The 15,429-nt window shown below is 69.8% G+C and carries 15 protein-coding genes; 8 read left to right on the top strand and 7 right to left on the bottom strand.

Annotated elements, in window-relative coordinates; all coding sequences use genetic code 11:
* Positions 1 to 316: 316 nt before the first annotated feature.
* Complete coding sequence (locus KBX34_RS10305; protein ID WP_210924685.1) at positions 317 to 1,525, top strand: PHB depolymerase family esterase; 1,209 nt, start codon at positions 317 to 319, stop codon at positions 1,523 to 1,525.
* Positions 1,526 to 1,532: 7 nt separating this feature from the next.
* On the opposite strand, the gene KBX34_RS10300 is transcribed toward KBX34_RS10305, so the two are convergent.
* Positions 1,533 to 1,901, bottom strand: a complete 369-nt coding sequence (locus KBX34_RS10300; protein WP_210790414.1) for a hypothetical protein — start codon at positions 1,899 to 1,901, stop codon at positions 1,533 to 1,535.
* Between the two features lie 162 nt (positions 1,902 to 2,063).
* Here KBX34_RS10300 and KBX34_RS10295 point away from each other — a divergent pair, with 162 nt between their 5' ends.
* The gene (locus tag KBX34_RS10295; protein ID WP_210924683.1) at positions 2,064 to 2,771 is read left to right on the top strand and encodes a vancomycin high temperature exclusion protein; all 708 of its coding nucleotides are present in this window, start codon (positions 2,064 to 2,066) and stop codon (positions 2,769 to 2,771) included.
* Positions 2,772 to 2,777: 6 nt separating this feature from the next.
* On the opposite strand, the gene KBX34_RS10290 is transcribed toward KBX34_RS10295, so the two are convergent.
* From KBX34_RS10290 to KBX34_RS10275, 4 genes are read right to left on the bottom strand one after another with little or no spacing between them, the layout of a single operon-like run.
* On the bottom strand, positions 2,778 to 3,821 hold the full coding sequence (locus KBX34_RS10290) for a LacI family DNA-binding transcriptional regulator (protein ID WP_088948778.1): 1,044 nt from the start codon (positions 3,819 to 3,821) through the stop codon (positions 2,778 to 2,780).
* Between the two features lie 53 nt (positions 3,822 to 3,874).
* Entirely contained in the window at positions 3,875 to 4,711 is an 837-nt protein-coding gene (locus tag KBX34_RS10285) for a carbohydrate ABC transporter permease (protein WP_088948779.1), read from the bottom strand.
* A complete protein-coding gene (locus KBX34_RS10280) occupies positions 4,708 to 5,706 on the bottom strand; it encodes a carbohydrate ABC transporter permease (protein WP_210790421.1) in 999 nt (332 codons plus the stop codon). The genes KBX34_RS10285 and KBX34_RS10280 overlap by 4 nt, the downstream gene beginning before the upstream one ends.
* Positions 5,707 to 5,758: 52 nt before the next feature.
* On the bottom strand, positions 5,759 to 7,054 hold the full coding sequence (locus KBX34_RS10275) for an extracellular solute-binding protein (protein ID WP_210924681.1): 1,296 nt from the start codon (positions 7,052 to 7,054) through the stop codon (positions 5,759 to 5,761).
* Between the two features lie 252 nt (positions 7,055 to 7,306).
* Here KBX34_RS10275 and KBX34_RS10270 point away from each other — a divergent pair, with 252 nt between their 5' ends.
* Positions 7,307 to 8,932, top strand: coding sequence for a glycoside hydrolase family 43 protein (locus tag KBX34_RS10270; RefSeq protein ID WP_088948782.1), 1,626 nt, complete (start codon positions 7,307 to 7,309; stop codon positions 8,930 to 8,932).
* 48 nt (positions 8,933 to 8,980) lie between these two features.
* On the opposite strand, the gene KBX34_RS10265 is transcribed toward KBX34_RS10270, so the two are convergent.
* Positions 8,981 to 9,595, bottom strand: coding sequence for a hypothetical protein (locus KBX34_RS10265; RefSeq protein WP_210924679.1), 615 nt, complete (start codon positions 9,593 to 9,595; stop codon positions 8,981 to 8,983).
* Between the two features lie 280 nt (positions 9,596 to 9,875).
* On the opposite strand from KBX34_RS10265, the gene KBX34_RS10260 reads away from it, so the two are divergent.
* The 5 genes from KBX34_RS10260 to KBX34_RS10240 all read left to right on the top strand — a co-directional run bounded on the left by KBX34_RS10260 (position 9,876) and on the right by KBX34_RS10240 (position 13,964).
* Entirely contained in the window at positions 9,876 to 11,078 is a 1,203-nt protein-coding gene (locus KBX34_RS10260) for a chitosanase (RefSeq protein WP_210924677.1), read from the top strand.
* A gap of 230 nt (positions 11,079 to 11,308) precedes the next feature.
* Positions 11,309 to 11,701, top strand: coding sequence for a MerR family transcriptional regulator (locus KBX34_RS10255; RefSeq protein ID WP_088948784.1), 393 nt, complete (start codon positions 11,309 to 11,311; stop codon positions 11,699 to 11,701).
* Positions 11,671 to 12,018: a thioredoxin gene (trxA, locus tag KBX34_RS10250; RefSeq protein WP_141909903.1), complete on the top strand. Its 348-nt coding sequence runs from the start codon at positions 11,671 to 11,673 to the stop codon at positions 12,016 to 12,018. The genes KBX34_RS10255 and trxA overlap by 31 nt, the downstream gene beginning before the upstream one ends.
* A 139-nt stretch (positions 12,019 to 12,157) precedes the next feature.
* Positions 12,158 to 12,661 (top strand): HAD domain-containing protein, encoded by a 504-nt coding sequence (locus tag KBX34_RS10245; protein WP_088951830.1) that lies wholly within the window; start codon positions 12,158 to 12,160, stop codon positions 12,659 to 12,661.
* 52 nt (positions 12,662 to 12,713) lie between these two features.
* Positions 12,714 to 13,964, top strand: coding sequence for an HNH endonuclease signature motif containing protein (locus tag KBX34_RS10240; protein WP_210924675.1), 1,251 nt, complete (start codon positions 12,714 to 12,716; stop codon positions 13,962 to 13,964).
* A 159-nt stretch (positions 13,965 to 14,123) separates the two neighbouring features.
* Here the strand turns inward: KBX34_RS10240 and KBX34_RS10235 are convergent, their stop codons facing one another.
* Complete coding sequence (locus KBX34_RS10235; protein WP_307871370.1) at positions 14,124 to 15,392, bottom strand: MFS transporter; 1,269 nt, start codon at positions 15,390 to 15,392, stop codon at positions 14,124 to 14,126.
* Positions 15,393 to 15,429 lie beyond the last annotated feature (37 nt).

Here is a 15,429-nt window from a genome sequence, read left to right as displayed (position 1 = left end):
ACGCGGTGGCGGGGCGGACTCGTGGACGGACAGGCCCCGGTGTCCCATCGCTCGTGCCCCGTCCCCCGGGATCCCTGGTCGGATCCCGGCTGCCCAGTGGACGGGCGTCGGCCCCCGCAGGCGCGGCAAGCAATCGACGGCCAAGAATGTCACGGTCGGATCGAAGATCTCAAGGGGGCCCAACCGGAGCGGCACCGACGCAGACGCGGTGGACCCGCCAAAGACGTCATACGTTACAACTTGACGACCGGCATGTTATCGCTCACAGTCGATGCGAGGCGAGCAGCGTCAGTGCTCACGACCAGAGGAACCGCCGATGAGATCAAGGATCGCCCTGCTGGCCGCCGCGCTGGCCACGGCCCTGGCGACGATGACGGCCGTGGTCACTGTCGCCACCCCGGCGTCGGCCGCGACGCTCACCCAGGTGACCAACTTCGGCACCAACCCCACGAACCTCCAGATGCACCTGTACGTGCCGGACCGGGTCGCGGCCCAGCCGGCCCTGCTCCTCGCGCTGCACTACTGCACCGGCAGTGGCCCGGCGGTGCACACCGGGTTCGGGCTCAGCACCCTGGCCGACCGCTACGGCTTCATCGTGATCTACCCGTCGGTGACCCGGAGCAGCAAGTGCTGGGACGTCTCCTCACCGCAGGCCCTCCGGCGTGACGGCGGCAGCGACCCCATCGGCCTCAAGTCCATGGTCGACCACGTCCGGAGTCGCTACCCGGTCGACGCGAACCGGATCGCCGTGGGCGGGTTCTCCTCCGGCGCCATGATGACCAACGTCATGCTCGGCCTCTACCCGGAGGTGTTCAACGCCGGATTCAGCTCCTCCGGTGTCCCGTTCGGATGCTTCGCCACCACCAACGGCGCGGAGTGGAACAGCGAGTGCTCCGGCGGGCGGATCGTCCGGACCCCGCAGCAGTGGGGTGACCTGGTCCGCAACGCGTACCCGGGATACATCGGCAAGCGTCCCCGGGTGCAGATCTGGCACGGCACCACGGACACCACGCTGAGCTACGTCAACTTCGGCGAACAGATCAAGCAGTGGACCAATGTCCACGGCGTCTCGCAGACCCCCAGCTACACCGACTCCCCGCAGACCAGCGCCACCCGCACCCGCTACGGCGGCACCGGCGGCACGGCACCCGTCGAGGCGATCAGCTTCCAGGGGTACGGCCACTCCATCCCGTTCGACGCCGCCCAGGCCGTCCGCTTCCTCGGCCTCGACACCACGAGCCCCACCACCCCGCCGCCGGGCGGCACGGCCGGACCGCTGCGCAACGTCAACGCCGGCCGCTGCCTGGACGTCCCGTCCCGGTCGCAGACGAACGGCACCCAGGTGGCGTTGTGGGACTGCAACGGCGGCACCAACCAGCAGTGGAACCTCAACACCGATGGCTCGGTCACCGGGGTGCAGTCCGGCCTGTGCCTCGCACCGAACGCCGCCGCGACCGCCAACGGCACCCAGGTGGTCCTGTCGACCTGCAACGGCGGCGCCAGCCAGCGGTGGGCCCGAAGCTGAGGGGGCCTCAGCCGTCGAGGCGCAACAGGTGACGGCCGGGGAACGGGCCGCCGTGCTCCTGCTCCCAGGTCGCCAGGTGCCGCTTCCTGTCCTGCACGGACGGGGCCAGGAAGTCGAAGTAGGTGAGGATGACCTCGCGCGCCTCGTCGACCGTGTACGTCGTACCCGACGGGACAGGCCCGAGGCTGTCCACCGTGACACCGGTCGGCGTGCAGCGCACGACGGCGGAGTTGCCCTCGTACTCCTCGTACGCGGAACGCCCGGACACCACGTCGTCGATGCACTGCAACAACTCCAGGCAGTCCGGGGCGTAGCTCTGGATGTCGCTGGTGAGTTGGGAGGCGAGGTCGCGGAAGCGCCGGTCACCGCTCGTCATGGTCGGCGCGCCGCGCGGTCCAGCTGTCCCCGGCATCGTCTGACATCCCGCAGCCTCCCCGTCCTGGCCCACGAAACCCTAGCAACGAAAGCCAGACCCGAAGGGCCGTGCTGGTCAGCCCCGGGCCGGACGTCGTGAGCACGGCCCGAATACTCTCTCGGCATGCGGGGACGGTCCGGTGCGCTCAGACGGTGGTACGGGAATCGCGGGCGCCTCGCTCGTCGTACCTTCGTGGCGGTGGTGGTCGGTGCGGTGCTGCTGACCGGCGGCACGGTGGCCAGCGTGGTGTGGATCCGCGACGCGGCCGACGGCCACCTCTACAGCGAGGCAACCGTGCCGGATGCGCCCGTCGCCCTGGTGCTGGGGACCAAGGTGGACACCGACGGCAACCCGTCGCCGTTCCTCGCGGCCCGGTTGGAGATCGCGCGACGGCTCTTCGACGCCGGCAAGGTGCGGGCGATCCTGGTGTCCGGTGACAACATGAACGCGGACTACAACGAGCCTGCCGCGATGCTGGGCTGGCTGGTCGACCGGGGCGTGCCGGCGCGCAAGGTCGTGCTCGACCACGCCGGTTTCGACACGTACGACTCGTGCGCGCGGGCTGAGCGGATCTTCGGGGTACGGCGCGCGACGGTCGTGACCCAGTCGTTCCATCTCCCCCGCGCGGTGGCACTGTGCAGGGGCCTCGGCATCGACGCCAGCGGAGTGGGTGACGAGACCGCGAGACGGTACGCGCAGACCTGGCGGGTCAGCTCGTCCCGGGAGAACGGCGCCTGTCTGAAGGCAGCAGTGGATCTGCTGTCCCGTCGGGACCCGGCGCACCTCGGCCGACGGGAGACGGGCGTCGACGACGCTCTCCGTGGCGGCTGAACGGTGTCACGACCGGGGCCGCCCCGACGAGGACTCTCGCGGCGGTGCGGCGCTGTCGCGCACGATGAGTTCGGTGGCCAGCTCGACCCGGGGGCTTTCGGTCTTCTCGCCGCCCGCGAGGCGCAGCACGGTCCGCGCGGCCAGCATGCCCATCTCGGCGAGGGGTTGACGGACGGTGGTCAGCGGCGGTGAACACCAGCGGACCTCCGGCAGGTCGTCGAAACCGACAACGCTGACGTCGTCGGGCACCCGCAGGCCGCGCTTGCGGACCGCCTCGTAGACGCCGAGGGCCATCTGGTCGCTGGAGGCGAAGATGGCGGTGGGCGGATCGGGCAGGGCCAGCAGCTGCGTGCCCGCGCTGAACCCGGCCTCGTGATAGAAGTTGCCGGGCCGGATGAGGGCATCGTCGATGGGGATGTCGGCGGCGCCGAGGGCGGCCCGGTAGCCGTCCATCCGGGCCCGGCTGCACATCAGGTGCGGTGGGCCGGCGATGAAGCCGATGCGGCGGTGGCCGAGGTTGATCAGGTACTGGTTGGCGCTCAGGGCGCCCGCCCAGTTGGTGGCGCCGATGGTGGGTGACTCCTGGGGGTCCACACCGGCGGGGTCGATGATGACCACCGGCAGGTGCAGGCGGCGCAGCTCGGCCTGCAACGGCGGGTTGACCATCGAGGTCACGAAGATGATGCCCTCGGTGGAACGCGTCCGCATGTTGTCGAGCCACTGCTTGGCCGAGGAGATGCGCCAGTGGATGGCCGACACGACGGTCCCGACGCCGCTGGTCTGACCGACGTCCTCCACCCCGCGGATGATCTCGACGGCCCACGGGCTGTCCAGGTCGTTGAAGACCAGGTCGATGAGGGCGGCGTCGGTGCGCCGGGCCGGTGACCGGCGGCGGTAGCCGTGCCGGTTGAGCAGCGCCTCGACGCGTTCCCGGGTGTCGGGGGCGACGTCGGAGCGACCGTTGATGACGCGGGAGACCGTGGGCACGGAGACACCGGCCAACCTCGCGATCATGGCGATGGTGACGTTTCGGCCGTTCTCCGTGCCCACGGTCCCCCCTTCGTCGTGCTGGAAGCGTCAGGTCTGCTCGCGGTGACGCGGTGTCATCCCTTGACGCTGCCGGTCAGGCCGCCGATCAGTTGACGCTCGGCCACGGCGTAGAAGCCCAGGGCAGGCAGCATGGACAGCACGACGTACGCGAGCACCCGTGCGGTGTCGTCGGCGTACTGGCCCTGGAAGGCCTGCACCCCGACCGGGAGGGTCCACCAGCTCTGGTCACTGAAGACGACCAGCGGGAGCATGAAGTTGTTCCAGCTGGTCACGATGGCCAGCACCGACACGGTGGCCAGGGCCGGACGGGCCATCGGCAGCAGGACCCGCCAGAAGAACCCGAACGAGCCGCAGCCGTCCAGGACGGCTGCCTCCTCGACCTCGGCCGGGATGGTACGGAAGAACTGGCGCAGGATGATGATGGTGATCGGCAGCCCGAAGGCGGCCTGGGGCAGGATGACACCCAGCGGGTTGTCCAGCAGGTTCATGCCGCGCAGCAGGACGAACAGCGGCAGGATGGCCACCGCGAACGGGAACATCAGGCCGATCGCGAACAGCGTCACCAGGAACTCGCGGCCCCGGAAGGCGTAGCGAGCGAAGACGAACGCGGCCATCGCCGCCGCGCCGACGACGATGACGGTGCTGCTCACGGCGATGAGCAGACTGTTGCCGAGCTGCCGCCAGAACACGCCGTTGCTCAGGATGTCGATGTAGTTCGGCACCCAGGGGTCGGGCCAGCCCAGCGGGTTGGTGGACAGCTGACCGTTGTCCTTGAAGCCGCCGAGCACACCGAACCACACCGGCACGACGATGAGCGCGCCGACGGCGATGCAGACGAGGTGCAGCACGACGCTGCGGGTCCGCTGGGCACGGCTCGCCGTGGCGGTCATCGCTGGCCTCCCTGATTGGTGATCGCGCCCGCGGTGTCACGACGCAGCACGATGCGTTGGTAGAACAGGGCGAAGACGAGGCTCAGCAGGAACATGACGATGCTGATGGCGCTCGCGTAGCCGACCTCGAAGCGGCGGAAGCCGAACTGGTACATCGTGACGGCCAGCGTCTCCGAGGAGTGGATCGGACCACCGCCGGTGAGCACCCACACCATGTCGAACAGCTGGATGGTGCCGATGACGGACAGGAACACGCTGATCCGGATCGTCGGGCCGAGCAGGGGCAGGGTGACGTGCCGGAACGCCTGCCAGGCGGTGGCGCCGTCGGTGACCGCGGCCTCGGACAGCTCCTTGGGGATTCCCTGCCGGGCGGCCAGGAAGAGCATCATGTAGAGGCCGAAGTACTTCCAGGACACCACCAGGAAGACGGCGAACAGCACGGTGTCCGGGTCGGCGAAGACCGCGCCCGCGTCGGCGCCCAGCCACCGGGAGACACCCTCGCCCAACCCTCGGTTCGGTGAGAACACCAGGGTGAACAGGACGGCCGTGGTGACCTCGGAGAGCACGTACGGGGCGAAGAAGATCAGCCGGTAGATGGCCCGGCCGCGAATCGGCTGGTTGAGGAGCATGGCCAGGGCCAGCGCCACCGGCAGCTGCACGACCAGCGACAACACCACCAGCACCAGGCCGCGCCGCAGGTCGCCGCGGAAGGTCGGGTCGCCGAAGGCGCGGGTGTAGTTGTCCAGCCCGATGAAGTTCTCCGGCAGCCCGAAGCCGTTCCACTTGTAGAGGCTGGCGTAGCCGGCCACCACGATGGGGGCGAGGACAAGTAGCAGGAACAGCGCCAGGGCAGGCGCCAGGAACACGGCGAGGACGCCACCCCGGCCCGGCCGGGGCTGGCGGCCGCGCTGTCGCGCGGTGCCCGGCCCCGGTGCCGGCGGATCGGTCGCCGTGTCGCCGCGCCTCGTGTCCGACACGGTCGATGGCCTGGTCATGCCTGCTCCACTCGGGTTCTACGGCCGGCTACGGATGGGTGATGGATCACGGTCAGACGGTCTTTGCCACCTGCGTGATGTCCTTGAGAATCGCCGCCGGCGACTTCTTGCCGGCGATGATCTCGGCGACGCTGTCGTTGATCTGCTGCCCGAGCGCGGGCGCGTACGCCTGGTCGAGGTAGAGCTGGAAGCCGGTGTTCTTGGCCAGGGTCTCCGCAACGACCTTGTTGTTGGCGTCGCTGATCGCCGAGGTGGCGTCCTTCACCGTGGGCAGCACCGCGCCGGTCTGCGCGGACCGCTTCTGGTTCTCGGCGCTGAGCAGGAACTTCAGGAAGTCGATGGTGGCGGCCGGCGCGTCCTTGCCGACGGCGAAACCGTTGCCGCCACCGAAGACCTCGGTCGCGGAGCCCTTGCCGCCGTCCACGGCCGGGAACGGGAAGAAGCCGAGCTTGTCGCCGAGGCCCTTCTTGCTGGTGGAGCTGGACGCCTGCACCGCCGGTGCCCACTGCCCCATCAGCTCCATGGCCGCGCCGCCGTTGCCCATCGTGGCGGCCTGCCCGTCGGGCGAGCCGAACTCGGCGCCCAGGAACCCCTTCTGGAACGGCTGCAGGTCGACGAGCTCCTTGAGCCGCTCGCCGGCGGCGGCGAGATCAGGGGTGTCGAAGTTCTTGTCGTCGACGGCCTTCTGCAACGCGCCCACGCCGCCGATGCGCATGGCGAGGTAGGACCAGTAGAAGTGGGCCGGCCACTTGTCCTTGCCGGCCAGGGCGACCGGGGTGATGCCGGCGGTCTTGAGCTTGCGGACCGCGTCGAGCAGGGCAGCCCACGTGGCGGGAGCCTCGGTGATGCCGGCACGGGTGAAGAGGTCCTTGTTGTACCAGAACCCGACCATGCCGATGTCGAACGGGATGCCGTAGACCTTGCCGTCGATCGTGTAGGGCTGCATGGCGGCGGGCAGGATGCCGCCGACCAGATCCTTCACGTCGTCGGTGAGGTCCTTGACCAGGCCCGCGTCCACCTGCTGCTTGAGCACGCCGCCACCCCAGGACTGGAACAGGTCCGGCGGGTCGCCGGCCTGGGTGGCGGTGGTGAGCTTGGCCTTGAAGGCCTCGTTCTCCAGCGGCTGGATCGTCAACGTGACGTTGCTGTGCGCGGTCTTGTACTCGTTGGCCATCGCGGCCCAGACCGGCAGCATCGGGTCGGTGTTCTGGATGTGCCACCAGTTGATGGTCTGCGGGGCGTTCGGGTCGCTGGATTTCTCGTCGCCGCTACAGGCGCTCAGCAGGTAGGCGCCAGCGCCGGCACCGGCGAGGCCGAGCAGCGTTCGGCGGGAAAGGTGTGTGGTCATGATCCATCCCTTCGGGGACTCACGGGGTGCTCGGACGCCGGCCGAGCCGGCGGGGTGGAACCTATGGATCTCCGGAACTTTCAAAGCTTCGCCGGTATTACCGGTCGATGGCCGGCACGCTACGAGCTGTTTCCGCAACGGTCAAGACCTCTGTCCTATTGCGAAAAGACCGGCTAGCGTAGTCACGACTTCCAGCGATCCGGGACCGCAAGTTTCCGGAAGTTCCAGACAGCCCCGTCCAGAGGAGCCATCGTGTCGACCGACATCGCTAACGTGGCGACCGCTACCCGGTCGATCCGCAATCCCGTCCTCGCCGGGTTCCACCCGGACCCGTCGATCCTGCGCGTCGGGGACGACTACTACCTGGCCACCTCGACGTTCGAGTGGTATCCGGGCGTGCGTGTGCACCATTCGCGTGATCTCGTGAACTGGCGCACCCTGGGCGGGGTCATCACCGACCGCCGCCTGCTCGACCTGCGAGGCTGCGGTGACTCCAACGGGGTGTGGGCACCCGACCTGACGTACCACGACGGCCAGTTCCACCTCGTCTACAGCGACGTCGCCAGCTTTGCCAGCGGCTACTGGGACCCGCAGAACTTCCTGGTCACCGCCGAGGACATCACCGGCCCCTGGTCGGATCCGGTGAAGCTGCACGGGCGCGGTTTCGACGCCGCGCTGTTCCACGACGACGACGGCACCAGTTGGCTCCTGAGCATGAGCGCGGACTGGCGACCCGGTCGGGACCGCTTCGGCGGCATCGAGATCCAGCAGTACGACCGGGCCGCGCGCAGTCTGGTCGGCCGGCCGCGCATCCTGTTCACCGGCACCCCGGTCGGGGTCACCGAGGGCCCGCACATCTACCGGCACGACGGCTGGTACTGGCTGATCACCGCCGAGGGCGGCACCAGCTGGGAGCACCAGGTCACCGTGGCGCGGTCCCGGGAGCTGTTCGGGCCGTACGAGGTGGACCCGGACGGTCCGCTGCTCACCTCCGTCGGCCGCCCCGAACTGCGGTTGCAGAAGGCGGGTCACGGCAGCCTGGTCCGTACGCAGGACGGCGAGTGGTACCTCGCCCACCTGGTGGGCCGCCCCTACTCCCCGCTGGGCAGTTGTGTGCTCGGCCGGGAGACCGCGATCCAGCGGGTCGAGTGGCCGGCGGACGGCTGGCCGCAGATCGCCGGAGGGGTGCCGGCAGACGAGGTCGTCGCACCGGACCTGCCCGCGCACCCGTGGCCGGCGGAGCCCGACACCGACCACTTCGACGCCCCCGAGCTGGGCCTGTGCTGGTCGACGCTGCGCCGGCCGGCCACCGCGGACTGGGTCGACCTGCACAGCCGCCCGTCACACCTTCGCATCCACGGCGGGCAGTCACCGGTCGGTCGGCAGGCCCCCAGCCTGGTCGGGCGACGCGTCGGCGCGATGCACTGCTCCCTGGAGACCGTGCTGGAGTTCGACCCGGTCGACCACCGCCAGCTCGCCGGGATCACCGCCTACTACAACACCCTCAACTGGCACCACCTCTACCTGACCCGCGCCGACGACGGACGGACGGTGCTGGAGCTGCTCAGTTCCGACAACGGGCGGCGCACGCCGCACCCCGAGCTGACCGTCGACGCCAGCGGCGTGGACCGGGTCGGCCTGCGGGCCGTGTTCGACGGGCCGGTGGTGCGTTTCGACTACGACCTCGGCGCCGGTTGGCAGCGGCTACCGGTCGACCTGGACGCGACGATCCTTTCCGACGAGCACGCCGCGCTGATCATCGACGGTGAGCCGGCGGCGTGGGGTTTCACCGGGGCGTTCCTGGGCCTGTGGGTGCAGGACCTCGGCGGCGACGGCGCGTACGCCGACTTCGATCTGGCCACCTACCGCGAGCAGTGAGCACGCGGACGGCACCCGGTGGGTGCCGTCCGCGTTCCAGTCGTCGTCCTACTTCACCTGGGCGGCGACGGCGCGGAGCTGGCCGAGGGTGGTGCGGAAACCGTGGCCGGACGCGGTCGGGTCCTCGTCGACCAGGCCGCTGACGGCCATCGTCTGCGAGCGGGACACCGCGACGGCGTCGTCACCGGTCCCGGTCACGTCGAACACCCCGAAGTCGCCGCTGAGCGTGCGGAACGTCGGGGCCGCCGTGTCCTTGGCGAGGTAGAGCACCGCGACCTGACCCGCCGTGAGCGTGGACATCTGGGCCATGTCCGCCACGCCGCGATCCAGGCTGGCGAGCGTGATCCGCGTCCCGGCACCGACTGCCGATCCGTTCGCCGCGCGCAGCACCTCGTCCACCCGGAACCCGGTCGCCTCGACCTCACCCCGTACCACCAGGTCCGCGGCCTCACTGAGCTGCCGCACCGTGCCGTACCCGCGCAGCTTGCCCTTGACCGCCGGGAGCGCGGCGCCGGTCGGCGTGGCCTCGGTCGGCGCGGCGGCGCTCGGCGCGCCGACCGGGTCGGCGGCGTCGGCGCTGCCGCAGGCGGACAACGCCGCCACAGCCAGCACGGCGGCGGCCGTGGCCCACAGGGACGGGGTACGGCGGAGGGGGACTGCCATGGAACGCTCCTTGCGTGTCGGTGCCGTCCCGGGTCGTCTCGCCCGGGACCGCGGCACTGCTGACGACATCCAACTGGGCGGGCCGGGCATCGAGCTCTCGGGTGCCTGTCAACGAGATGAACATGCGTCGTCACGGCCTGCGCTCGTCGATTGACGACGCACGAACGTACTGATATCTGTTAATACAGTTTCCTGATGCTCGCGGTGCCCGCCGGGGCCGAACCGCCGCGCCGGGCCACCGACCGGCCGGCGGCACGCCGCCCCTTCCCCGAGGAACACCATGGTTCACAAGAGAACAGCCGCCTACGTCGTGGGCGCCCTGCTGATGGGCGTCGCCGCGATCGGTTACGGTCTGCCGTCGGCCAGCGCCGCGACCGCCGGCCCGATCACCGGCCTCGGCGGGAAGTGCGTCGACGTGGCCGCCGCCAACTCGGCCAACGGCACGGCGGTCCAGCTCTACGACTGCAACGGCAGCGCGGCCCAGACGTGGACCGTCGGCAACACCGACAACTCGATCCGGGCACTCGGCAAGTGTCTCGACGTGACCGCCGCGTCGACCGCCAACGGCGCCAAGATCCAGTTGTACGACTGCAACGGCACCGGCGCGCAGACGTGGACCGCCAGCAACGGCACGCTCGTCAACACCGGCTCCGGCAAGTGCCTCGACGTCACCGACCGGAGCACCGCGAACGGCGCCCGGTTGCAGATCTGGACCTGCGGCGGCACCACCAACCAGCAGTGGACCCTGCCCGGCGGCGGCACCCCAACGCCCACCACCCCGGCCGGGACCAACCTCGACGACCCGGCGAAGAAGGACGTCGCCATGCAGCTCGTCTCGGCTGCGGAGAACTCCTCGCTCGACTGGCGCGCGCAGTTCTCCTACATCGAGGACATCGGCGACGGGCGCGGCTACACCGCCGGCATCATCGGCTTCTGCTCCGGCACCGGCGACATGCTCGAACTGGTCGAGGCGTACACGCGCACCAAGCCGGGCAACGTGCTGGCCGGCTACCTGCCGGCGCTGCGCGCCGTCAACGGCACCCCCTCGCACTCCGGCCTGGACCCCAACTTCCCCCGCGACTGGCGGACCGCGGCCAACGACTCGGTGTTCCAAGCCGCACAGGAGGCCGAGCGGGACCGGGTCTACTTCAACCCATCGGTACGCGACGGCAAGAACGACCAGGTCCGGGCGCTCGGTCAGTTCGCCTACTACGACGCGGCGGTCATGCACGGGTACGAGGGGATGCGCCAGATCCGCAACCGCGCCCTCGCTCGGGCGAAGCCCCCGGCGCAGGGCGGCGACGAGCGGACCTGGCTCAACGCCTTCCTCGACGAGCGGGTCATCGAGATGAAGAAGGAAGCGGCCCACTCGGACACGTCCCGGGTCGACACGGCCCAGCGGGTGTTCCTCAACAACGGCAACTTCAACCTGAACACGCCGTTGGTGTTCGCCGTCTACGGCGACCAGTTCCGCATCGGCTAGCGCACAGAGACTCAGGGCGCCGCATCGCGGCGCCCTGAGCCATGCCTGGGCCTGGGCCTGGGTTCGGGCCTGGGCTCGGGCCTGGGCCTGGGCTCGGGGCTGGGTTCGGGCTCGGGGCTGGGTTCGGGCTCGGGCCGGGTTCGGGCTCGGGGCTGGGTTCGGGAGCAGCCTTGCCTTGACGCTGACGACAAGGTTTAGCCTGGTCGCGACAGGCTGGTCGAGGAGGTCTGATGCTGATCGGCGAGCTGGCGGAACGGGCCGGCACGAGCACCCGAACGCTGCGCTACTACGAAGCCCACGGTCTGGTACAACCGCAGCGCTCAGCGAACGGCTACCGCGTCTACGACGAGGCGGAGCTGCGGGTCGTCCGGGAGATCCGGGCGCTGCTCGACGTCGGCTTCGGCCTCGACGACGTCCGACCGTTCGTCGCCTGCCTGCGAGCGGGCAACGCGTCCGGTGACGTCTGTCCGGATTCCGTGCTGGTGCTGCGACGCAAGCTCGCCGAGGTCGACGACTACCTCGATCGGCTCGGAGCGGTCCGTCAGCAGTTGCACACCCAGCTCACCCACGCCATCGAGCACCGGGAGAAAACATGCCCCAGGAAACGAGCGTCAGCTCCCTGATCACCGTCACCGACGACACGTTCGCCGAGCTGGTGCTGGCCAGCGACCGGCCCGTCGTGGTCGACTTCTGGGCCGAGTGGTGCCCGCCGTGCAAGATGATCGAGAAGAGCCTCGTCGAGCTGGCACAGGAGTTCGGCGACCGGATGGTCATCGCCAAGCTCAACTCCGACGACAACCCGCAGGCCACGCGGCGCTACGCAGTCATGTCCCTGCCGACGCTGCTGGTGTTCCGTGGGGGCGAGGTCGTCGGCTCTATCGTCGGGTCCAGGCCGAAGCTCCACCTGCGGCAGAGCCTGACCATGCACGCCGGCCTGTGACCGTCACCGCTGGTCAAGTGCCGCCTCCTGCTGTTGAGCGCGGCGCCGGTGGTCCGCATCTGGCGGCACCGATCCTCGCCGGGCGGGTGATGGAGGCGACCGTCTCCCCTCCGTCTGAACACGGCGTCGTGACGTGCGAATAACCCGCCCCCTGCTGCTGCTCGACATCGACGGTGTCCTCAACCCGTACGGCAGTCCTCAACCGCCGGCCGGCTACACCGAGCACCGCCTGTTCCCCGGAGAGGAACCCGTCCGTGTCAACCCCGTACACGGCACCTGGATCACCGAAGCGAGTGCCGTCCTGGACATAGCCTGGGCCACGAGCTGGAACGATGAAGCAAACCAACTCCTCGCTCCGCTTCTGCACATCACTCCCCTGCCGGTGGTCACCATGCCGTGCACACCGTTCCACCCCAGCGAGAAAATCCCACTCATTGCCGCCTACGCCCAGCAACGGCCCGCAACATGGATTGACGACCTTCACTCGCCCGAAGCCCACGTCTGGGCCGCGAGGCGTACCAGCCCCACTTTGCTGATCACCACCGACCCGGCGATCGGCCTCACCCGCGATTCCATCGACCGCGTCATCACCTGGGCCAGGCCCTTCAACAACCCCCAGGAACCTCTCGGCTCCGCCTCATAGCGATCGATCATTGCCACTGAAAGTTGTCGTACACCTGTTCTAGTGTGTGGTCATGGTCGAGGAGTTGGCGCAGGCAGACGACGCGGTCGCTGCCTGCGTTGACGACGCCGTCTGGGCTCTCGCCGATGATGAGCTGGTCGCGGCGCTCGATGCCGCGCATCGCTTGGAGCAGCGTCTCGCCGCTGTGAAGCTGGCGTTGGTGCGCGAGGTGGACGGTCGGGGCACTGCGGTCGCGCAGGGCGCCTCCAGCACCGCGGTCTGGTTGCGCGAGCGACTGCGGTTGACCATTCCCGCAGCCCGTCGGTTGGTCGATCTCGCGGCGTGCGTCGACGCGGCCCCGACGGCCGTGCGGGGCGCGCTGGCGGCCGGCGCGGTCAGCGTGGAGCAGGTGCGGGTCATCGCCGACACCGTCGCCACCGTGCAGTCGACCGCCGGGCCGGAGGTGGCCGACAAGGCCGTCGGCGTGCTGGTCGACTGGGCCGGGCAGTTCGACCCCACCCTGCTGCGCAAGCTCAGCACCCGCATCCTCGACCACGTCGCACCCGACATCGCCGACGCCGCCGCCCAGGCCGCACTCGACGCCGACGCCCGCCGAACCAACCGCGACCGCCACGTCACGATGTCCACGCTGACCGACGGCCGACTCCGACTCACCGGCATCCTCGACAGCGAAACCGCCGGCCTGCTGCGCGCCGCGATCGACCCGCTCACCGCCCCGTCCGGCCCCGACGACCAGCGCTGCGCCGGGCAGCGCCGCCATGACGCCCTCGCTGACCTCTGCCGGCTCAGCCTGCGCACCGGAGAGCTACCCGAACACGGCGGCGACCCCGCGCAAATCGTCGTCACCACCAGCTACGACGCCCTCGCGGGACAACTCAGCGCCGCCACCCTCGACACCGGCCTGCACCTCACACCGGAAACGGTGCGCCGACTCGCCTGCGACGCCGCGATCCTGCCCGCCGTGCTCGGCGGCACCGGCCAGGTCCTCGACGTCGGCCGACAACGCCGCCTCATCACCGGCCCACTACGCCGCGCCCTCATGCTCCGCGACCGCGGCTGCGCCTTCCCCGGCTGCGACCGACCACCCCGCTGGTGCAACGCCCACCACATTCACCACTGGGCCGACGGCGGCCCCACCAACCTCAACAACGCCGTCCTACTCTGCGGCCACCACCACCGACACCTCCACCACAACGACTGGACCGTCCGACTCGGCGACGACAACCACCCCGAATTCATACCGCCCGCCTGGCTCGACCCCGACCAACTCCCCCGCCGCAACCACTACCACCGACGGACATAGACACGACCAGCGGAGAGCAATCACTCCTGTCCGGGTGACGAGGCATGCCCTCGGGACGACTCCACGAGTGGTCGGTCGCGCCGATGCCCGACATCGGGCCCTTCTGCGCCGCCGTCGACGGGCGCCACCCGCGCTGCTGCCGTCCACGATCCCTGGTCTCTAGACGGCCTCCGCTGAGTGCGGACGCGTTCGCTCGCCCCACCGGACGACCGCCGGGGCGGCGAGCCCGACCGCGACGAAGATGCCACCCATCAGCAGCCATCCGGGGGCACCCCAGGCGATGCAGAGCAGGCCCAGTAAGGAGGGTGCGGCGACGTTGGCCAGGCCCGTGCCGAGCCCGGAGATTCCCGTGTACTGCCCCTGCGCGTGCGCAGGTGCGAACCGGAACTGCAACTCGAGTGAGCCCGCCGCGTGCCACAGCTCGCCGACGGTGTGCGCGGCGACCCCCAGCGTCATCACCGTAACGGCGAGCCAGCCGGGCATCGCCGCCGTGGCGGCGATCAGGGCCATCCCGATCAGGAACGCCACCCCGGAGCGGCGCATGGCCCGACCGGCCGCTGGACTGGTATCGATCCCCCGGCTCGCTCTGACCTGGAGTGACGCCACGAGGGCGGTGTTGACCAGCACGGCCACTCCAACGAACCAGCGCGGCGCGTGGGTCTGCGAGACGATCCACACCGGCAGCGCGAAGACCAGCACCTGGCCCTGAATTCCCAGGATGGCGTCGAGCGCGGTGACTGCCAGATAGGGCTTGTCCTTCAGTGCGATCCAGCGCCCGGTCATCTGGGGCACTGGAATGGGCGGCAACGAGGGCAGCCGAGTGATGATCGCGGCGCACGCCAGGAAACTGATGGCGTTGCCGACGACCAGGGCCAGGTAGGCCGCACGGGTGTCCAGTTGCACCGCGGCGCCGGCGGCGAGGGCGCCACAACATCCGGCGAGGTTGGCGACCGAACGCAGATAGGCCCGGTACCGGGCCAGGTTCGTGCCGCCGAAGCCACGCACCAGCGGACCGCGAGACGCCCCACCGGCTGAGTGGGCGAGCTGGGTCAGGCAGACCAGCACGACGAACAGCCAGAACGTGTGAACGAAGGCCAGGGCGGCCATGGTGGCGGCACGGATGATCAGAGTCAGCAGATAGATCTCGCGCGGCCCCCGCCGATCGGCGAGATGCCCCACCGGGATCCCGGCGAGCATCCCGACGAACGCTGCGATACCCATGCCCAGAGCGACCTGCGCAAGGGGAAGCCCGACCGATCGGGTGAAGAAAAGCACGGCGCTGGCCATGAAGATGCCACTTCCGAGCATGTTGACGAAGGTCGCGAAGGCCAGGACACGCCGAGGGCCGTGACCGGGGATGAGTCCTCGGGCGACGAGCCATGAGCTGTCGGGCGGCGGGGTGGGAATGGGCGTTGTCGCTGCCTGCACAGGGACGGACCTTCCGTCGGAGGATCGTGGGCTCGCG

This window comes from Micromonospora sp. M61, from assembly GCF_018070245.1.
Lineage (GTDB): Bacteria > Actinomycetota > Actinomycetes > Mycobacteriales > Micromonosporaceae > Micromonospora > Micromonospora zamorensis.
Note: the sequence above shows the minus strand (reverse complement) of the source record. Positions and strands in the feature narration are given on the sequence as shown.